General features: G+C 59.2%; 17 protein-coding genes. 15 read left to right on the top strand and 2 right to left on the bottom strand.

Annotated features, from left to right (window positions below):
* The first annotated feature begins 27 nt into the window (after window positions 1-27).
* The 12 genes from queA (at window position 28) to JFU11_RS04825 (ending at window position 13,014) form a co-directional block, all read left to right on the top strand.
* Window positions 28-1,092, top strand: a complete 1,065-nt coding sequence (queA, locus tag JFU11_RS04880) for a tRNA preQ1(34) S-adenosylmethionine ribosyltransferase-isomerase QueA (RefSeq protein WP_123719901.1) — start codon at window positions 28-30, stop codon at window positions 1,090-1,092.
* 14 nt (window positions 1,093-1,106) lie between these two features.
* Complete coding sequence (gene tgt / locus JFU11_RS04875) at window positions 1,107-2,222, top strand: tRNA guanosine(34) transglycosylase Tgt (RefSeq protein ID WP_187326394.1); 1,116 nt, start codon at window positions 1,107-1,109, stop codon at window positions 2,220-2,222.
* Window positions 2,223-2,265: 43 nt separating this feature from the next.
* Window positions 2,266-2,601 (top strand): preprotein translocase subunit YajC, encoded by a 336-nt coding sequence (yajC, locus tag JFU11_RS04870; RefSeq protein WP_201059921.1) that lies wholly within the window; start codon window positions 2,266-2,268, stop codon window positions 2,599-2,601.
* 63 nt (window positions 2,602-2,664) lie between these two features.
* Complete coding sequence (gene secD, locus JFU11_RS04865; protein WP_201059920.1) at window positions 2,665-4,533, top strand: protein translocase subunit SecD; 1,869 nt, start codon at window positions 2,665-2,667, stop codon at window positions 4,531-4,533.
* Between the two features lie 9 nt (window positions 4,534-4,542).
* Entirely contained in the window at window positions 4,543-5,457 is a 915-nt protein-coding gene (gene secF, locus JFU11_RS04860; RefSeq protein WP_123719898.1) for a protein translocase subunit SecF, read from the top strand.
* A gap of 121 nt (window positions 5,458-5,578) precedes the next feature.
* Window positions 5,579-6,133, top strand: coding sequence for a glycine zipper 2TM domain-containing protein (locus JFU11_RS04855; RefSeq protein ID WP_123719897.1), 555 nt, complete (start codon window positions 5,579-5,581; stop codon window positions 6,131-6,133).
* 133 nt (window positions 6,134-6,266) lie between these two features.
* Window positions 6,267-7,163 carry a site-specific tyrosine recombinase XerD gene (gene xerD / locus JFU11_RS04850; RefSeq protein ID WP_019651849.1) on the top strand — a complete coding sequence of 299 codons (897 nt, stop codon included), beginning with the start codon at window positions 6,267-6,269 and terminating at the stop codon, window positions 7,161-7,163.
* Between the two features lie 267 nt (window positions 7,164-7,430).
* Window positions 7,431-8,162 carry a bifunctional protein-disulfide isomerase/oxidoreductase DsbC gene (gene dsbC / locus JFU11_RS04845; protein WP_123719896.1) on the top strand — a complete coding sequence of 244 codons (732 nt, stop codon included), beginning with the start codon at window positions 7,431-7,433 and terminating at the stop codon, window positions 8,160-8,162.
* A 132-nt stretch (window positions 8,163-8,294) separates the two neighbouring features.
* Window positions 8,295-9,599 carry a homoserine dehydrogenase gene (locus JFU11_RS04840; RefSeq protein WP_052964768.1) on the top strand — a complete coding sequence of 435 codons (1,305 nt, stop codon included), beginning with the start codon at window positions 8,295-8,297 and terminating at the stop codon, window positions 9,597-9,599.
* Between the two features lie 66 nt (window positions 9,600-9,665).
* A complete protein-coding gene (gene thrC, locus JFU11_RS04835) occupies window positions 9,666-11,075 on the top strand; it encodes a threonine synthase (protein ID WP_201059919.1) in 1,410 nt (469 codons plus the stop codon).
* Between the two features lie 133 nt (window positions 11,076-11,208).
* Window positions 11,209-12,564, top strand: coding sequence for a transporter substrate-binding domain-containing protein (locus JFU11_RS04830; protein WP_123719895.1), 1,356 nt, complete (start codon window positions 11,209-11,211; stop codon window positions 12,562-12,564).
* Between the two features lie 162 nt (window positions 12,565-12,726).
* Window positions 12,727-13,014, top strand: a complete 288-nt coding sequence (locus tag JFU11_RS04825) for a DUF3509 domain-containing protein (protein ID WP_008014014.1) — start codon at window positions 12,727-12,729, stop codon at window positions 13,012-13,014.
* A gap of 170 nt (window positions 13,015-13,184) precedes the next feature.
* Here the strand turns inward: JFU11_RS04825 and JFU11_RS04820 are convergent, their stop codons facing one another.
* Both JFU11_RS04820 and JFU11_RS04815 read right to left on the bottom strand, forming a co-directional pair.
* A complete protein-coding gene (locus JFU11_RS04820; protein WP_201121227.1) occupies window positions 13,185-14,111 on the bottom strand; it encodes a TIGR02285 family protein in 927 nt (308 codons plus the stop codon).
* Complete coding sequence (locus JFU11_RS04815) at window positions 14,092-15,291, bottom strand: CaiB/BaiF CoA-transferase family protein (RefSeq protein WP_201059917.1); 1,200 nt, start codon at window positions 15,289-15,291, stop codon at window positions 14,092-14,094. The genes JFU11_RS04820 and JFU11_RS04815 overlap by 20 nt, the downstream gene beginning before the upstream one ends.
* A 147-nt stretch (window positions 15,292-15,438) precedes the next feature.
* Between JFU11_RS04815 and JFU11_RS04810 the strand changes: the two genes are divergently transcribed.
* From JFU11_RS04810 to JFU11_RS04800, 3 genes are all read left to right on the top strand, one after another.
* Complete coding sequence (locus JFU11_RS04810) at window positions 15,439-15,981, top strand: YaeQ family protein (protein WP_007897614.1); 543 nt, start codon at window positions 15,439-15,441, stop codon at window positions 15,979-15,981.
* A 66-nt stretch (window positions 15,982-16,047) separates the two neighbouring features.
* A complete protein-coding gene (gene recJ, locus JFU11_RS04805; RefSeq protein ID WP_123360679.1) occupies window positions 16,048-17,757 on the top strand; it encodes a single-stranded-DNA-specific exonuclease RecJ in 1,710 nt (569 codons plus the stop codon).
* Between the two features lie 346 nt (window positions 17,758-18,103).
* Complete coding sequence (locus JFU11_RS04800; protein ID WP_123719893.1) at window positions 18,104-19,210, top strand: NADH:flavin oxidoreductase/NADH oxidase; 1,107 nt, start codon at window positions 18,104-18,106, stop codon at window positions 19,208-19,210.
* Window positions 19,211-19,333: the final 123 nt, after the last annotated feature.

Below are 19,333 nucleotides of genomic sequence, written 5' to 3'. Positions count from 1 at the left end.
TCCGGCCCCTGCTAGACGAACCCCATCATGCGCGTTGCTGACTTTACATTCGAACTCCCTGATTCGCTGATCGCCCGCCATCCTTTGGCCGAGCGTCGCAACAGTCGCCTGTTGACCCTTGATGGGGTCAGCGGCGCCCTGGCACACCGTCAATTCACTGATTTGCTTGAGCATTTGCGCCCGGGCGATTTGATGGTGTTCAACAATACCCGGGTGATTCCGGCGCGGCTGTTTGGCCAGAAGGCTTCCGGCGGCAAGCTGGAAATTCTGGTGGAGCGGGTGCTCGACAGTCATCGCGTGCTGGCGCATGTGCGTTCCAGCAAGTCGCCGAAACCGGGTTCGAAGATCCTGATCGACGGCGGTGGCGAGGCCGAGATGCTGGCGCGTCACGATGCGTTGTTCGAGCTGGGGTTTGCCGAAGAGGTGTTGCCGCTGCTCGACCGCGTCGGGCACATGCCGCTGCCTCCTTATATAGACCGCCCGGATGAAGGCTCGGACCGCGAGCGTTATCAGACGGTCTACGCCGAGCGTTTGGGCGCGGTGGCAGCGCCGACGGCGGGGCTGCATTTCGATCAGCCGCTGATGGAGGCGATTGCCGCCAAGGGCGTCGAGACTGCGTTCGTGACCTTGCACGTCGGCGCTGGCACGTTCCAGCCGGTGCGCGTCGAGAAGATCGAAGACCACCACATGCACAGCGAGTGGCTGGAAGTCGGTCAGGACGTGGTCGATGCCGTCGAAGCCTGCCGCGCTCGCGGTGGTCGCGTGGTGGCGGTGGGGACCACCAGCGTGCGTTCCCTGGAAAGTGCCGCGCGCGATGGCGTGCTCAAGCCGTTCAGTGGCGACACCGACATCTTTATCTACCCGGGTCGGCCGTTTCATGTCGTCGATGCCCTGGTCACCAACTTCCATTTGCCTGAATCCACGTTGTTGATGCTGGTTTCGGCATTCGCCGGTTATCCCGAGACCATGGCCGCCTATAAAGCCGCCGTCGACAACGAATACCGCTTTTTCAGCTACGGTGATGCGATGTTTATCACCCGTAATCCCGCGCCTACCGCCCCTAAAGAAACAGGCCCTGAGGAAACAGAATGAGTCGCACCAGTCGCATGTCTTTTGAGCTTCTTGCCACCGACGGCAAGGCTCGTCGCGGTCGTTTGACCTTCCCGCGCGGTACCGTCGAGACCCCGGCCTTCATGCCGGTGGGCACGTACGGCACGGTCAAGGGCATGCTGCCGCGGGATATCGTCGCCACTGGCGCGGAAATCATTTTGGGCAACACCTTCCACTTGTGGCTACGTCCTGGCACCGAAGTGATCAAGAAGCACGGCGACCTGCACGATTTCATGCAGTGGAAAGGCCCGATTCTGACCGACTCCGGCGGTTTTCAGGTGTTCAGCCTGGGCGCAATGCGCAAGATCAAGGAGGAGGGCGTGACCTTCGCTTCTCCGGTCGACGGCGCCAAAGTGTTCATGGGCCCGGAAGAGTCGATGCAGGTCCAGCGCGATCTGGGCTCGGACATCGTGATGATTTTTGACGAATGCACCCCGTACCCGGCCGATGAAGACGTCGCTCGTGTCTCGATGGAGCTGTCGTTGCGTTGGGCCAAGCGTTCGAAAGAAGCCCATGGCGATAATACGGCGGCGCTGTTCGGCATCGTGCAGGGCGGTATGCATCAGGATTTGCGCATGCGCTCCCTGGAAGGCCTCGACAAAATCGGCTTCGACGGCCTGGCCATCGGCGGTCTGTCGGTGGGCGAGCCCAAGCACGAGATGATCAAGGTGCTCGATTACCTGCCGGGCCAGATGCCGGCTGACAAACCTCGTTACCTTATGGGCGTTGGCAAACCGGAAGATCTGGTTGAGGGTGTGCGCCGCGGTGTGGACATGTTCGATTGCGTGATGCCAACCCGTAATGCCCGCAATGGGCATCTGTTCATCGATACAGGCGTGCTGAAGATCCGTAACGCGTTCCATCGCCATGATGATTCGCCGCTGGATCCAACCTGCGATTGCTACACCTGCCAGAACTTCTCCCGTGCTTATCTGCACCATCTGGACAAGTGCGGCGAAATGCTGGGTAGCATGTTGAATACCATCCACAATTTGCGCCATTACCAGGTGCTTATGGCTGGTTTGCGCGAGTCTATTCAACAGGGTACATTGGCCGCCTTTGTCGATGCCTTCTACGCCAAACGCGGGTTACCTGTTCCGCCTTTGGACTGAGTTTTCTGACCCCAAGATTCAACATTTGCAACTGGAGTGCTAAATGAGCTTTTTTATCTCTAATGCCATGGCTGACGCCGCTCCACCTGCTGCTGGCCCAATGGGCGGCGGCTTTGAGTGGATTTTCCTGGTCGGTTTCCTGGTCATCTTCTACCTGATGATCTGGCGTCCACAGGCCAAGCGCGCCAAAGAGCAGAAAACCCTGCTGGGCAGCCTGCAAAAAGGTGACGAAGTTGTGACCACCGGTGGTATCGCCGGCAAGATCACCAAAGTGTCCGACGACTTCGTAGTTCTGGAAGTCTCCGACACCGTCGAAATGAAATTCCAGAAAGGCGCCATCGCCGCCACGCTGCCAAAAGGCACGCTCAAAGCGATCTAAGTTTCAACTTCTACTCAATCGACGGGGCGCGCAAGGCGCCCCGCGTCATAAGCGGGCGGCGTGATGCTGAACAAATACCCTCTGTGGAAATACATTCTGATCCTGGCGGTGCTGGCGATCGGTCTGATTTATTCCGCTCCCAATCTATACCCTGATGACCCGGCCATTCAGGTCAGCGGTGCAAGCACTGCACTGCAGGTTAATCAGGCTGATCTGGATCGTGTGAGCACCGCGCTCAAGGACTCCGGGATCAACGTCAAGGCGGCCACACTGGCTGCGGGCGGCAAGGGCGGTCTGATCCGTCTGACCAAGGCTGAAGATCAGCTGCCAGCCAAAGACGTCGTGCGCAAGGCATTGGGTGATGACTACGTCGTTGCACTGAACCTGGCACAAACCACCCCGCAATGGCTGCGCAGCCTTGGCGCGCACCCGATGAAGCTGGGTCTGGACTTGTCCGGTGGTGTGCACTTCCTGCTGGAAGTGGACATGGACAAAGCCCTCGATGCACGCCTGAAAGTCTACGAAGGCGACGTCAAGAGCCTGTTGCGTAAAGAGCGTCTGCGCTATCGCAGCCTGCCGCAACTGGGCGGTGCCATTCAGCTGGGCTTCACTGATGAAGCAGCCCGTGAAGAAGCGCGTGCGCTGATTCGCAAGAACTTCAACGATTTCGACATTGTTCCGGCCGACCTCAATGGCCAACCGGTACTGCGTCTGGCGATGACCCCAGCCAAGCTGGCGGAAATCCGCGAATACTCCATCAAGCAGAACTTGACCACGGTACGTAACCGCGTCAACGAGCTGGGTGTTGCCGAACCTATCGTTCAGCGCCAAGGCGCCAACCGCATTGTGGTTGAGCTGCCGGGCGTGCAAGACACCGCAGAAGCCAAGCGTATCCTCGGCAAGACGGCCAACCTTGAGTTCCGTCTGGCAGCTGAGCCTGGCGCTTCGAAAGCCACTTCCGAGTCGTTCGAGTTCCGTGAAGGCAATCGTCCTGCGGCGCTGATCGAGCGTGGCCTGATCATCACCGGTGACCAGGTGACTGACGCCAAGGCTGGCTTCGGCGAGCAAGGCACGCCAGAAGTGAACATCCGTCTGGATGGCCACGGTGGCGAGCTGATGAGTCGTGCGACTCGCAGCAACGTCGGTCGCAGCATGGCGGTTATCTTCATCGAACAACGTCCGGTCACCACTTACACCAAGCAAGTGATCAACGGCGTCGAGAAAGACGTGCCGGTTCAGACGTTTAAAGAAGAGAAGAAGATCATCAGCCTGGCGACCATTCAGTCGCCGCTGGGTGCCCAGTTCCGCATCACTGGCCTGAACGGCCAGGGCGAATCGTCCGAACTGGCGCTGCTGCTGCGTGCCGGTGGTCTGGCGGCACCGATGTACTTCGCTGAAGAACGTACCATCGGCCCAAGCCTGGGTGCTGACAACATCACCAAAGGTATCGATGCATCGCTGTGGGGCATGCTGTTTGTCTCGCTGTTCATCATGGCCATCTACCGCTTCTTCGGCCTCATCGCCACCGTCGCGCTGACGGTGAACATGGTGATGCTGCTAGCCTTGATGTCGCTGCTGGGTGCAACGCTGACCCTGCCGGGTATCGCCGGTATCGTGTTGACCATGGGTATGGCGGTCGACGCCAACGTACTGATTTTCTCGCGGATACGTGAAGAGATCGCGGCTGGCATGACTGTGCAGCGGGCAATCAACGAAGGCTTCGGACGGGCATTCACCGCGATTCTCGACGCCAACCTGACAACCTTGTTGGTCGGCGGGATTCTCTTTGCCATGGGCACCGGCCCGGTCAAAGGCTTCGCAGTGACCATGTCCCTCGGGATCTTTACCTCGATGTTCACGGCCATCATGGTGACCCGCGCGATGGTCAACCTGATCTTCGGCGGTCGTGACTTCAAGAAGTTGTGGATTTAAGGGGCTGCCATGTTACGTACAATCAACTTCATGGGCGTTCGCAACGTTGCGTTCGGCGTCACATTGTTCCTCACGGCATTGGCTTTGTTCAGTGTCGCCACCAAGGGCATGAACTGGGGCCTGGACTTCACCGGCGGTACGCTCATCGAGCTGACCTACGAGCGTCCGGCCGATGTCACCAAGGTGCGTGAACAGCTGGTTACATCGGGTTATCACGAAGCGATCGTACAGAGCTTCGGTGCGACTACCGATTTGCTGGTGCGTATGCCGGGTGAAGACCCGCAGCTGGGTCACCAGGTGGCCGAGGCCTTGCAGAAGGTCGGTGGCGACAACCCTGCGGTGGTCAAGCGCGTCGAGTTCGTCGGCCCTCAGGTCGGTGAAGAGCTGCGCGACCAGGGTGGCCTCGGCATGCTGATGGCGCTGGGCGGCATTTTGATCTACCTGGCTTTCCGCTTTCAGTGGAAGTTTGCGGTCGGTGCGATCGTGTCCTTGATCCACGACGTGATCGTGACCATCGGCATCCTGTCGTTCTTCCAGATCACCTTCGACCTGACGGTACTGGCGGCGGTGCTGGCGATCATCGGTTACTCGCTCAACGACACCATCGTGGTATTCGACCGGGTTCGTGAGAACTTCCGGGTACTGCGCAAGGCCAGCCTGATCGAGAACATCAACATCTCGACCACGCAGACCCTGCTGCGGACCATGGCAACGTCGATCTCCACCTTGCTGGCGATCGCGGCTCTGTTGTTCTTCGGTGGCGACAACCTGTTCGGCTTCTCCATTGCCCTGTTCATCGGTGTTCTGGCGGGTACTTACTCGTCGATCTACATCGCGAACGTGGTGCTGATCTGGCTGAACCTGAGCAGCGAGGACCTGATTCCTGCTGCGGCGGTCGAGACGGAAGTCGACGACCGTCCATAACGGTTATCGCTTTTCCAGCTGTAGGCCGAGAAGGCGCGAGTATTGAACTCGCGCCTTTTTTTATGCTCCAAGGCTAGGAGAAGCGCGGGCATGTCCCGCATGTGATGGTCAGGAGGTTCATGTGAACAAGTCGATGCTGGTTGGTGCAGTATTGGGTGCTGTTGGTGTGACGGCCGGGGGTGCTGTTGCCACCTACAGCCTGGTCAAAAAAAGCGGCCCTGAGTATGCGCAAGTTCTAGCCGTTGAACCGGTCAAGACACAAATCAAGACTCCACGTGAAGTGTGCAAGGACGTTGCAGTAACCCGGCAAGCGCCGGTAAAAGATCAACACCAGATCGCCGGTACGGTGGTCGGCGCGCTGGCTGGTGGCCTGTTGGGCAACCAGATCGGCGGCGGTACAGGCAAGAAAATCGCCACAGTGGCCGGTGCGGTCGGCGGTGGTTATGCGGGTAACAAGGTGCAGGAAGGCATGCAGGAGCGTGATACCTACACCACCACTCAAACCCGCTGTAACACCGTGAATGACATCAGCGACAAGGTTGTAGGCTACGACGTTCGTTATTCGCTGGATGGCAAGGAAGGCAAAGTGCGGATGGATCGCGATCCGGGCAACCAGATTCCGGTCGACAAGGACGGCAAGTTGATCCTGGGGCAAAACGAACCGGCTCAACAATAAGCTGAGCGCCTCAAGCAAAAAGAAGCATCCCGAGAGGGATGCTTTTTTTGTGCCTGAATTTTATGTTCACCGCCAACGTGCTATGAAAGACTCTTCATTTTTCGCGGCCTTACGCCTGCCTGTCTGAGACTCCATGCCTGCCATCGATCATCCCCTGATAGACCAGTTCCTCGACGCCCTGTGGCTGGAAAAGGGCCTTTCCGATAATACCCGCGATGCCTATCGCAGCGACCTGGCCTTGTTCAACGGCTGGTTGCAGGAAAAGGGCCTGGAGTTGATCAACGCTGGTCGCGAGTTGATCCTCGATCACTTGGCCTGGCGCCTGGAGCAAAACTACAAACCCCGTTCTACTGCGCGATTTCTCTCCGGTGTGCGTGGCTTTTATCGCTATTTGCTGCGGGAAAAGCTGATCGCGGTCGATCCGACCTTGCGCGTCGATATGCCGCAACTGGGTAGGCCGTTGCCTAAATCCTTGTCGGAAGCCGATGTGGAAGCGCTACTGGCCGCGCCAGACCTGAGCGAAGCCATCGGTCAGCGTGACCGCGCCATGCTTGAGGTGCTTTATGCCTGTGGTTTGCGGGTCACGGAGCTCATCAGCTTGACGCTGGAGCAGGTCAACCTGCGCCAGGGCGTGCTGCGGGTGATGGGCAAGGGCAGCAAGGAGCGGCTGGTACCGATGGGCGAGGAGGCGATTGTCTGGGTCGAGCGCTACATGCGCGATGCCCGTGGCGAGCTGCTGGGCGGGCGTCCCAGCGATGTGCTGTTCCCCAGCCTTCGCGGCGAACAGATGACCCGCCAGACCTTCTGGCATCGCATCAAGCATCAGGCCAAGGTCGCCGGAATCGGCAAGTCGTTGTCGCCGCACACCCTGCGTCATGCCTTCGCCACGCACTTGCTCAACCACGGTGCCGACCTTCGAGTCGTGCAAATGCTGCTCGGCCACAGCGATCTCTCGACCACCCAGATCTATACTCACGTCGCTCGTGCACGCTTGCAGGATTTGCACGCCAAGCATCACCCGCGCGGTTAATGCAGTTCCTGGAATGGAAATGCTGACCTGTGGTGAGGGGGCTTGCCCCCGTTCGTCTGCGCAGCAGTCGTAAACCGGGTTTCGCGGTCGATCTGATGAAATCGGGTGACAGATTTTGGGGCTGCTGCGCAACCCAACGGGGGCAAGCCCCCTCGCCACGGGGGCCTTATGTGGTAGGCTTTGCCGGTTTGTACGATGGGCGGTTATGACCCGGTGTTTCGGCACGGGTGTTCTGATCGTCCCATTTGTCCGCCTTCAGGAGTTCTCATGCGTCTGACCCAGATTTTCGCCGCCGCAGCCATTGCGTTGGTCAGCACCTTTGCCGTCGCCGATGACGCGGCCGACAAAGCCATTCGTAAAAGCCTGGAAAACCTCAATCTCGACGTGCCGGTCGAAACCATCACCGCCAGCCCGCTGCCAGGTCTGTACGAAGTCAAACTCAAGGGCAGTCGCGTGCTTTACGCCAGCGCTGACGGCCAGTACGTTGTTCAGGGCTACATGTTCCAGCTAAAGGACGGCAAACCGGTCAACCTGACCGAGAAGACCGAGCGCCTGGGCATTTCCAAGCTGATCAACAACATTCCAGTGGCTGAAACGGTGGTCTACCCGGCTATCGGCGAAACCAAGTCGCACATCACTGTCTTCACCGACACCACCTGCCCGTACTGCCACAAGCTCCACGCCGAAGTGCCGGAGTTGAACAAGCTGGGTATCGAAGTGCGTTATGTTGCATTCCCGCGCCAGGGCCTGGGCTCGCCGGGTGACGAACAACTGCAAGCGGTGTGGTGCTCCAAGGACAAGAAAGCGGCCATGGACAAAATGGTCGATGGCAAGGAAATCAAGGCCGCCAAGTGCGAGAACCCGGTTTCCAAACAGTTCGCCCTCGGTCAGTCGATCGGCGTGAACGGTACGCCGGCCATCGTTTTGGCCGACGGACAGGTCATTCCGGGCTACCAGCCTGCGCCACAAGTCGCCAAACTGGCACTGGGCGCGAAATAGTTTCGCATCGTCACGGTCAGCCTTGACGATCATGGTCTGGCGGCAACATTGTCGGGCCATTAATAGAGAGCCGCGAGTATGCGGTTGTTTTCACGGCCGGCCTTGAGTCGGCCGTTTTATGGGGAGTTCACAGTGAAACCGGTCAAAGTAGGCATCTGTGGGTTAGGGACCGTCGGTGGCGGTACCTTCAACGTACTTCAGCGCAACGCCGAGGAAATTGCTCGTCGTGCCGGGCGTGGAATCGAAGTGGCACAAATTGCCATGCGCACGCCAAAGCCTCAGTTCCAGACGACCGGTATTGCGATTACCAACGATGTGTTCGAAGTGGCCACGAACCCAGAGATCGACATCGTTATAGAGCTGATGGGCGGCTACACCGTTGCCCGCGAGCTGGTACTCAAGGCCATCGAGAATGGCAAGCATGTGGTCACCGCGAACAAGGCACTGATCGCCGTTCACGGTAATGAAATTTTCGCCAAGGCTCGCGAGAAGGGCGTCATTGTGGCGTTCGAAGCGGCCGTGGCCGGCGGCATCCCGGTGATCAAAGCGATCCGTGAAGGTTTGTCTGCCAACCGCATCAACTGGGTGGCCGGGATCATCAACGGCACCGGCAACTTCATCCTCACCGAAATGCGTGAGAAGGGTCGCACCTTCGAAGACGTACTCGCCGAGGCCCAAGCCCTGGGTTACGCCGAAGCCGATCCGACCTTCGACGTCGAAGGCATCGACGCAGCCCACAAGCTGACGATCCTGGCGTCCATCGCGTTCGGCATTCCGCTGCAATTCGATAAGGCTTACACCGAAGGCATCACCAAGCTGACCACCGCTGACGTGAATTACGCCGAAGCGCTGGGCTATCGCATCAAGCACCTGGGCGTGGCGCGCAGCACTGCGGCCGGTATTGAGCTGCGTGTGCACCCGACGCTGATCCCGGCCGATCGCTTGATCGCCAACGTCAACGGCGTGATGAACGCAGTGATGGTCAATGGTGACGCCGCCGGTTCGACCCTGTTCTACGGCGCCGGCGCCGGCATGGAGCCGACGGCTTCGTCGGTGATCGCCGACTTGGTGGACGTGGTTCGCGCCATGACTTCCGACCCGGAAAACCGCGTGCCGCACCTGGCTTTCCAGCCGGATTCGCTGTCGGCTCATCCGATCCTGCCGATCGAAGCCTGCGAAAGTGCGTACTACCTGCGCATTCAGGCCAAGGACCATCCGGGCGTGTTGGCTCAGGTGGCGAGCATCCTGTCGGAGCGCGGCATCAACATCGAATCGATCATGCAGAAAGAAGTCGAAGAGCATGACGGTCTGGTGCCAATGATCCTGCTGACGCACCGTGTGCTGGAACAGCACATGAACGACGCGATCACCGCCCTGGAAGCCTTGGAAGGCGTGGTCGGCCCGGTCGTACGGATCCGCGTCGAGCACCTGAACTAAGCCGTTATCGTTCACCGGGCTCGCACGCGGGCCCGGCATTGCGAACACTGTCTATTGGAGCCAGTCATGCGTTATATCAGTACCCGCGGCCAGGCACCGGCCCTGAATTTCGAAGATGTCCTGCTGGCCGGTCTCGCCACCGACGGCGGTCTGTACGTCCCGGAAAACCTGCCACGTTTCACCCAGGAAGAAATCGCTTCCTGGGCCGGCCTGCCGTATCACGAGCTGGCCTTCCGGGTGATGCGCCCGTTCGTGACCGGCAGCATCCCCGATGCCGATTTCAAAAAGATTCTTGAAGAAACGTATGGCGTGTTTTCCCACAACGCCGTGGCGCCGTTGCGTCAGCTGAATGGCAATGAATGGGTGCTGGAACTGTTCCACGGACCGACCCTGGCGTTCAAAGACTTCGCCCTGCAACTGCTGGGTCGTCTGCTCGACTACGTGCTGGAAAAGCGCGGCGAGCGCGTGGTGATTGTTGGTGCTACCTCCGGCGACACCGGTTCGGCGGCGATCGAAGGTTGCAAGCACTGCGAAAACGTCGACATTTTCATCCTGCACCCGCACAACCGTGTGTCCGAAGTGCAGCGTCGCCAGATGACTACCATCTTCGGCGAGAACATCCATAACATCGCCATCGAAGGCAACTTCGATGACTGCCAGGAAATGGTCAAGGCCAGCTTCGCCGACCAGAGCTTCCTCAAGGGCACGCGCCTGGTGGCGGTGAACTCGATCAACTGGGCACGGATCATGGCCCAGATCGTTTACTACTTCCACGCAGCCCTGCAACTGGGCGGCCCGGCGCGTTCGGTGTCGTTCTCGGTGCCGACCGGCAACTTCGGCGATATCTTCGCCGGTTACCTGGCGCGCAACATGGGCTTGCCGATCAACCAGTTGATCGTCGCCACCAACCGCAACGACATCCTGCACCGCTTCATGAGCGGCAATCAGTACGTCAAGGAAACCCTGCACGCCACGTTGTCGCCGTCCATGGACATCATGGTCTCGTCGAACTTCGAACGCCTGCTGTTCGACCTGCACGGTCGTAACGGCGCGGCGATTGCCGGTTTGATGGACACCTTCAAGCAGGGTGGCGGTTTCAGCGTCGAAGAGGAACGCTGGACCGAGGCACGCAAACTGTTCGATTCGCTGGCCGTGGACGACGCTCAAACGTGCGAAACCATTGCCGAAGTCTTTGAGCAAACCGGCGAACTGTTGGACCCGCACACCGCCATCGGCGTGAAGGCCGCGCGCGAATGCCGTCGCAGCCTGGATATCCCGATGGTGATCCTCGGCACGGCCCATCCGGTCAAATTCCCGGACGCAGTGGAAAAAGCCGGTGTAGGAAAAGCGCTCGAACTACCTGCACATCTTTCTGATTTGTTTGAGCGAGATGAGCGTTGCACCGTGTTGCCGAACGATCTGAAAGCCGTGCAGGCCTTTGTCAGTAAGCATGGCAACCGCGGCAAGCCGCTGTAACCGGTAAAAGCTGTCACATTTTGAAGCCCGTCTCCTGACGGGCTTTCTCATTTCTGCATGCCACACTTGTCGGGTTTCGTAAAAGAAGAGCCGCCCATGAAGGACGGGCGAGACGATCACCAAGGAAGTGGCAATGCTGTTTTTCAGAGGGTTTAAACCAGCCGTATGCTGGATGTTTTTGCTGGGCGCCCTGGGTTTTGGGCAATGGGTAAAGGCCGCACAATTGGCGGCACATGAATCTCGGGAGTCAGCCACCGTCGCACGCATTGAGCTGGATACTCAGGAGCGGCAATGGATCGCTGAACATCCGATGGTTATCGTGGCGTCGGCGCAGTACCCGCTGTATCTGTTCAAGGATGAGCACGGTCACTGGAGCGGTTTGAACAACGATGTGCTCAACCGCATCAGCGCCATGACAGGGTTGCGGTTCGTCCATGAAGAGTCGTTTTCCACCGACCAACTGCTGGAGCGGCTGGAAAGCGGCGCGGCGGACATGAGTACGACGCTGGCAATGAATGACGAGCGCAAGGTGTTTCTGGATTTCAGCCATGCATTCGGCGGGGCGGGCTGGGTGCTCGTGGGGCTGGCAGGTACGCCAGCGTTACAGTCCCTGGAGCAGCTTTCGAAAAGAGTCCTGGTGCTGCCGACCCGGCACGCCCTGGAAGGTGTGATTCGTCGTGACTACCCGGCGATCGAGCTGCGCTCGGTCAAAACCTACGCTGAAGCCCGGGCACTGGTGGAAAGTGGCGAGGCCTACGCCACCATTGAAAACGAAATCGGAGCGCAGCTCTACCCCTTGGGCCGGCTCAAGGTAGGGCATGCAGTGGAAGGCAAATGGGAGGCTGATCATTTGGCAGTCCGCAAAGGACAGCCGCAGTTATTGAGCATCCTCAACAAGGCGCTGGAGGCATTTCCACCCGCCGAATTACGCGCCATACGGCTGCAATGGCTGAACGGAGTTGCGCCGGTACACGCGCCCTCGGCCTGGCAGCGGATAACCCAGTGGGGTTGCTGGAGCATGTTCATCGTTAGCCTGTTCGGCTTGCTCTCATTGCTTTGGAACCGTCGGCTCGCAGCACTGATCAAGCAACGTCGGGACGCCGAGAAAGACCTCAATGACCAGCTCGCATTCCAGCACGCGTTGATAGACGCCATGCCCGATCCGATGTTCGTGCGTGATCTGGAAGGGCGTTTGATCATGTGCAACAAAAGTTATGAGGAGCGCTTGTCGACCCGTTTCGACCAGGTTCAGGGGCGACAACTGATCGAACTCGATGTCTTGCCCAAAGAGACCGCCGAGCAGCTGCACGCTGAATTCATGGCCCAGCTCGGTACTCACAAGACCCGCTTCAGCGAACGTCAGTTGACGTTCAAGGATGGCGTCAGGGACATCTACCAGTGGACGGTGCCGTTCTACAGTGCGGACGGTCAATTGCGAGGACTGCTGGGCGGATGGAGCGACATCGGCAAGCGTACAAGGCAGGTGTGAATCAGCTGTTTTTTTACTGTCATCTTTACCGTGCATGCTCTAACTACCAGAGGCGCCGGTGCGCCTGCCGTTGGAATCCAGAACTTTCTTCTCGGGCCTGTGGTCATTTACTGTGGACACGCCCCAGGCACTTTGTTTTCGGACTATTGAGTGGTGATCGAGATGGAAAGTATCAGTCTATTGCTCGGTGAGGCTCTGAGCCCGTATCTGGTCAAGTTGACCCCATCGGGTGCCCATGGCGAATGCCTGGTGACACTGAAGAGTACGAGCGGCGCTATCGTGGTCGAACGGGCGTTCAATCAGGCCCAGTTAACCGATAAACGTCTGCTGACGGATGTCGTCGACGGGCTGCACCGCGACGTGCTGATCGCTGAAGGACGTCTGGAGCCCTGTGTCATCGCTGCGTTGCGCAATGCTGCTCAGGACAAGATCCTGGCCAGCCGAAATTGAATTGTTTTTTGTGGGAACCTTCCTGCGCCAAGGTCAGTCAGACCATGTAACAGCAGGATCAAGCATTGTGCTCCGGTGCTTGTAGCTTGTTGCCACTGGTCTTTATGTAGGCCACGTTTAACCCCGAGTCGTCTCCCCACTTCTCGGGGTTTCTTTTTGCCTGCGATTTGTCACTGTGCGGCCTGACGCTCGAAAAAGGCTCTGGTTTCTTCCAGATAGTCCTTGCGTCTTTGCGGATCGAGCCAGTCGGCGTACAGCGGGTCCAGGCGCTCGCGGGGCAGGGCGCGCAATAGCTTATTGATTTCACTGATTGCCTGTCGCCCCTGGGGCGTATTCGAGCAACCGATGTACCCGGACAAGTATTTGCCCGTGCCTTTGACCGGATAAAACTCTAACTGATCGTCGGCAATATGTTCCTGACGAGCCTGATAGCGGATTTCCGGCCAGTAACCCAAGACCACCTGCAAACGACCCAGGCGCTGCATCTGCAACAGACTGCCGAGGGCGTTGTTGCCGTAGTGAGGCGCCAGCACGCCGGACGGCGCCTGTTGCAGCAGCGTGTCGAGGAACTGACCGTAACGGCGCTCGGCCACTACACCGACTTTCTCTCGACGGCTGGCCAACAGTGCTGCCAAATCGACTTCATCGCCAATGAGAAAGGGCTCCAGCACCGACCGATCTTCACGTCGAATCACCAGCCCATTGCTGACCGCCCGGAAAGCCGGAATGGAAAAGGCGATCCAGTGTTCGCGCTCCTCGCTCCAGATCAGCGAAGGGTCGCAGGTAAAGGATTTTTCATGGAGCATTTGCATGCCACGGGCGCGATTGACCCGCATCAGGGTGTGTTCGTATTGCGGCATGCCGGCGATCAACAGCGGCATCAGTTGATCGATAACCCCCTGGCCTTTTTTCGGGCCTTCGAAGATCGTCACGGGCGGCAGATCGCGCAGTAGCCAGAGCAAATGCTCTTTAGGTTGCGCCAGGGCAGGGGACATCAGCCCCGCCAACAGCCCGAGCACCGCCAGCACACGTCCGATGCTGGCGTAATCGATTGCGTATGAAAGCAGGCGCTTCAGCTTAGATGGCCCCGTCTTCACGCAACCGTGTGATCTGTGCCGAGTCGTAGCCAAGGTCGTGGAGTACTTGCGCATTATGTTCACCCAGCTGCGGCCCGACCCATTCGGAGCTGCCGGGTGTGTCAGATAGTTTTGGCACAATGCCGGGCATCTTGAAGTCCTTGCCGTCGGGCAGCTTGGCTTGCAGGAACATTTCCCGGGCCAGGTACTGCGGATCGCTGAACATGTCTTCGGCACTGAAGATTCGGCTGACGGGAACATCAGCCTGGTTCAGTTGCTCGATCACCGCGTCCAGCGGCAGTGAGTTGACCCAGCGATCGATCACCCCGTAAATCTCGTCGCGACGGCTATCGCGTCCGTCGTTGCTGGCCAGCACAGGATCGTTGGCCAGGTCTTCGCGACCGATGATCAGCATGAAACGCTTGAAGATCGCATCGCCATTGGCGCCGATCTGCACGTGTTTGCCGTCGGCGCTGGTGTGAATGGAGGAGGGCGTGATGCCCGGCATGATGTTGCCGGTGCGTTCGCGGATGAAACCGAACACATCGAACTCCGGGACCATGCTTTCCATCATGGCGAAGATCGCTTCGTACAGCGCCACGTCCACCACTTGGCCCAAGCCGCCGTTGACCTCGCGATGACGCAAGGCCATCAGTGCGCCGATCACGCCCCAGAGCGCGGCAATCGAATCTCCGATGGAAATCCCGGTGCGCACCGGTGGTCGGTCCTCGAACCCGGTGATGTAGCGCAGGCCGCCCATCGATTCACCGACCGCACCGAAGCCCGGCTGATCTTTCATTGGCCCGGTCTGGCCAAAGCCCGAGAGCCGCACCATCACCAGTTTCGGGTTCAGTGCGTGCAAGACTTCCCAGCCCAGGCCGAGCTTTTCCAACACGCCGGGGCGAAAATTCTCGATCAAAATGTCCGCTTCGCTGAGCAGCTGTTTCAGAATCGCCAGGCCGTCCGGGTGTTTCAGGTTCAGGGTCAAAGACTTCTTGTTCCGCGCCTGAACAAACCACCACAGCGAAGTGCCTTCATACAACTTGCGCCATTTGCGCAACGGATCGCCGCCGTCCGGGGACTCGATCTTGATCACTTCGGCGCCGAACTCGCCGCAAATACGCGAGGCAAACGGCCCGGCAATCAACGTACCCAATTCGATGACTTTCAGACCGGAGAGCGGTTTCTTGGAGAACGGCATGCTGAATCCTGTAGGACAAAGGCTGAGCGGATGCAGAGTTTTAACATAGCCGACCGTCAGTCGCCCAAGGTTGATCGCCTTCAATTCGTTGATTGCCTGTTGCATCGGTTAGACTTGCCGCCTTTCCTCGTATCAAGAAGCCCGTTCATGGCCCAGCCGTCCACGACCTACAAGTTTGAACTGAACCTCACCGACCTCGACCGCAGCGTCTACGAGAGCGTGAAGCAGACCATCGCCCGTCACCCTTCGGAAACCGAAGAGCGCATGACTGTGCGGCTGCTGGCCTACGCCTTCTGGTACAACGAGCAGTTGTCTTTCGGTCGCGGTCTGTCAGACGTGGATGAGCCTGCGCTGTGGGAAAAGAGCCTGGATGATCGTGTCCTGCACTGGATCGAAGTCGGCCAGCCAGACGCCGATCGCCTGACCTGGTGCTCGCGCCGCACCGAGCGCACCAGCCTGCTGGCTTACGGCAGCCTGCGTGTCTGGGAAACCAAAGTGATCCCGGCGATCAAAAACCTGAAAAACGTTCACATCGCCGCTGTGCCTCAGGAAGTGCTGGAAACCCTGGCCAAGGACATGCCGCGCGTTATCAAGTGGGATGTGATGATCAGCGAAGGAACGATTTTCGTCACCGACGACCGTGGTCAGCACGAAGTCCAGTTGCAATGGCTGAGCGGCGAACGCGGCTGATTATTCGCCGCTGAACCGCGTTACCCGGTTTTATCCTACGTATTCAAGAGAAGCACCTGTCACCCCATGCGCATCGAACCTCGCCTGTTGCCCGACACCCTGCCATTCCTCGGTGATATCCCACCGCTGCTGACCCGCCTTTACGCGGCGCGGGGCGTGCAATCCGAGGCTGAACTGGACAAGAGCCTGGCGCGGCTGATTCCGTATCAGCAGCTCAAAGGCATCGATGCGGCGGTGGATTTGCTGGTGACGGCCCTTGAGCAACGTCAGCGGATTCTGATCGTCGGCGACTTCGACGCCGATGGTGCGACGGCCAGTACCGTGGGCATGCTGGGGTTGCGCCTGTTGGGCGCGGCGCATGTCGATTATCTGGTGCCGAACCGGTTCGAGTACGGCTATGGTCTGACGCCGGAGATCGTCGAAGTGGCGCTGACCCGCGAGCCGCAGCTGCTGATCACCGTGGACAACGGCATCTCCAGCGTCGAAGGCGTGGCGGCGGCGAAAAAGGCCGGGCTCAAGGTGCTGGTCACCGATCACCACTTGCCCGGCGACGAACTGCCGTTGGCCGATGCCATCGTCAATCCGAACCAGCCGGGTTGCGAGTTTCCGAGCAAAGCCCTGGCCGGCGTCGGGGTAATCTTCTATGTGCTGATGGCCCTGCGTGCGCGCTTGCGCAGCCTGGGTTGGTACGAAAGCAAGCCGCAGCCGAACATTGGCGAACTGCTGGACCTGGTGGCGCTGGGCAGCGTCGCCGACGTGGTGCCGCTGGATGCCAACAACCGGATTCTGGTGCATCAGGGCCTGGAACGGATTCGCGCCGGGCGCGCACGGCCAGGAATCAAGGCGATCCTTGAAGTGGCCAAGCGCGACCATTCGCGCATTACCTCCACCGACCTGGGCTTCATCCTCGGCCCGCGTCTGAACGCGGCGGGGCGTCTGGACGACATGAGCCTGGGCATTGAATGCCTGCTCACTGAAGACGCGGGCGCTGCCCGTGAAATGGCCGCTCAACTGGATGGCATGAACCAGGACCGCAAATCCATCGAGCAGGGCATGCAGCGTGAGGCGCTGGCCCAGCTCAAGGATTTGCCAGTGGAATCGATGCCGTTCGGCCTGTGCCTGTTCGATCCCGAGTGGCATCAGGGCGTCATCGGTATCCTCGCGTCGCGTATGAAAGAGCGCTATTTCCGTCCGACCATTGCCTTTGCCGATGCCGGCGATGGCCTGCTCAAGGGCTCGGGGCGTTCGGTTCAGGGCTTTCACATTCGCGATGCCTTGAGCGTGGTCGCGGCGCAGCATCCGAACCTGATCAGCAAATACGGCGGCCACGCCATGGCGGCCGGCCTGACCTTGCCGGAAGCGAATTTTCCGTTGTTTGCCGAGGCCTTTGACGCTGAAGTGCGTAGGCAATTGCGTGAAGAAGACCTGACCGGGCGCCTGCTGTCGGACGGCACTTTGGCGGTCGAAGAGTTTCACCTGGAACTGGCCCGCGCCCTGCGCCACGCCGGACCTTGGGGGCAACACTTCCCGGAGCCGCTGTTTCACGGGGTGTTTCAGTTGGTCGAGCAGCGTGTTGTGGGTGAGCGGCACCTCAAAGTGGTGCTGAAGAGTGAATGCGGTTCGGTGAAGCTGGACGGCATTGCCTTCGGTATCGACCGTGATATCTGGCCAAATCCGACCATCAAGTGGGTTGAATTGGCTTACAAGCTCGACCTCAATGAGTTCCGTGGGAACGAGACCGTTCAGTTGATGATTGCCCATATCGAACCGCGATAACTGTGGCGAGGGGGCTTGCCCCCGTTGGGCTGCGAAGCGGCCCCAGACCCAGGCAACTCATTTCTGTCAGGCACACCGCAGTAACCGGATTTACGACTGCTGCGCAGCCCAGCGGGAGCAAGCCCCCTCGCCACAGGTATCGCCCAGACCTCAAATTTGGGTGTTTCATTTCTTGAACCCTCCCTCATCCCCCGATGTCGACTAGGCTCTAAGCACTGCTTGATTATCCTTGTGACGTTTTGTCGAATTTTTTGCCCGCGGGGGCGGGTGCTGCATCTTTTTCCTGTCACTCGTCGACTATTCAAACAGAACCCTGGAGCCTGCCCACTGATTCGAGAGGTGCCCCATGAGTCTGCTGCTTGAACCCTATACCCTTCGTCAATTGACCCTGCTTAACCGCATTGCGGTGTCACCGATGTGCCAATACTCCAGCGTCGATGGGCTGGCCAATGACTGGCATCTGGTCCACCTCGGCAGCCGTGCTATCGGCGGCGCTGGTCTGGTATTCACCGAAGCCACGGCGGTGACCGCCGATGGGCGCATTACCGCCCAGGACCTCGGCCTCTGGAATGATCAACAGATCGAATCCTTACAGCGTATTACGCGCTTCATCTCCGCCCAAGGCGCCGTTGCTGGCATCCAGTTGGCTCATGCCGGGCGCAAGGCCAGCACGCATCGGCCGTGGCTCGGCAAGCATGGCAGCGTCAAGCCGGAAGACGGTGGCTGGATCCCGGTCGGCCCGTCGCCGATCGCTTTCGACCCCCAGCACACACCACCCAAGCAACTCGATGACGGTGAGATTGCGGACATCATTCAAGCTTTCGTCGATTCGGCCAAACGGGCGCTGACTGCTGGTTTCAAAGTGGTCGAAGTACACGCCGCCCACGGTTACCTGTTGCACCAATTTCTTTCGCCCTTGAGCAATCAGCGGCGCGATCAGTATGGCGGTTCGTTCGAGAATCGTATTCGGCTGGTACTGCAAGTCACCGAAGCGGTACGGGCCGTGTGGCCTGAAGAGTTACCGGTGTTTGTGCGGGTGTCGGCCACCGATTGGGTGGAAGACGGCTGGAACCCTGATGAAACCGTGGAGCTGGCGCGACGCCTCAAAGATCTGGGCGTGGACCTGATCGACGTCTCATCGGGTGGTACGGCGGTAAACGCCGAGATTCCTACTGGCCCCGGTTACCAGACCCGTTTCGCCGAGAGGGTACGCAAGGAGTCAGGCATTGCCACCGGCACCGTAGGAATGATCACCGAACCGGCCCAGGCAGAGCACATTCTGCGTACCTGTCAGGCTGACATCATCTTCCTCGCCCGGGAGTTGTTGCGTGATCCGTATTGGCCGCTGCATGCCGATGACGATCTGGGCGGGAACAAGGCTATCTGGCCGGCGCAATACCAGCGGGCCACCCATCGTGACCAGCCGATTCATGAATCGGATTTGCGCGACTGAATACCGCTGTAACACCAAAAAGCCCCGGTCGTGTTGACCGGGGCTTTTGAATTTTTTATGCCGAGAGGTTTGTCGTCTGTCCTGCCGCCTTCGCGGGCAAGCCCGCTCCCACAAGGGGCGGCG

It is taken from the genome of Pseudomonas sp. TH37 (assembly GCF_016650735.1).
GTDB classification, from domain to species: Bacteria; Pseudomonadota; Gammaproteobacteria; order Pseudomonadales; family Pseudomonadaceae; genus Aquipseudomonas; species Aquipseudomonas farris.
This window is presented reverse-complemented; position numbering and strand designations above follow the sequence as displayed.

Coding starts and splice junctions, on each gene's coding strand:
- queA (WP_123719901.1), top strand. CDS start 28: ATGCGCGTTGCTGACTTTACATTCGAACTCCCTGATTCGCTGATCGCC.
- tgt (WP_187326394.1), top strand. CDS start 1,107: ATGTCTTTTGAGCTTCTTGCCACCGACGGCAAGGCTCGTCGCGGTCGT.
- yajC (WP_201059921.1), top strand. CDS start 2,266: ATGAGCTTTTTTATCTCTAATGCCATGGCTGACGCCGCTCCACCTGCT.
- secD (WP_201059920.1), top strand. CDS start 2,665: ATGCTGAACAAATACCCTCTGTGGAAATACATTCTGATCCTGGCGGTG.
- secF (WP_123719898.1), top strand. CDS start 4,543: ATGTTACGTACAATCAACTTCATGGGCGTTCGCAACGTTGCGTTCGGC.
- xerD (WP_019651849.1), top strand. CDS start 6,267: ATGCCTGCCATCGATCATCCCCTGATAGACCAGTTCCTCGACGCCCTG.
- dsbC (WP_123719896.1), top strand. CDS start 7,431: ATGCGTCTGACCCAGATTTTCGCCGCCGCAGCCATTGCGTTGGTCAGC.
- thrC (WP_201059919.1), top strand. CDS start 9,666: ATGCGTTATATCAGTACCCGCGGCCAGGCACCGGCCCTGAATTTCGAA.
- JFU11_RS04830 (WP_123719895.1), top strand. CDS start 11,209: ATGCTGTTTTTCAGAGGGTTTAAACCAGCCGTATGCTGGATGTTTTTG.
- JFU11_RS04825 (WP_008014014.1), top strand. CDS start 12,727: ATGGAAAGTATCAGTCTATTGCTCGGTGAGGCTCTGAGCCCGTATCTG.
- JFU11_RS04815 (WP_201059917.1), bottom strand. CDS start 15,291: ATGCCGTTCTCCAAGAAACCGCTCTCCGGTCTGAAAGTCATCGAATTG.
- JFU11_RS04810 (WP_007897614.1), top strand. CDS start 15,439: ATGGCCCAGCCGTCCACGACCTACAAGTTTGAACTGAACCTCACCGAC.
- recJ (WP_123360679.1), top strand. CDS start 16,048: ATGCGCATCGAACCTCGCCTGTTGCCCGACACCCTGCCATTCCTCGGT.
- JFU11_RS04800 (WP_123719893.1), top strand. CDS start 18,104: ATGAGTCTGCTGCTTGAACCCTATACCCTTCGTCAATTGACCCTGCTT.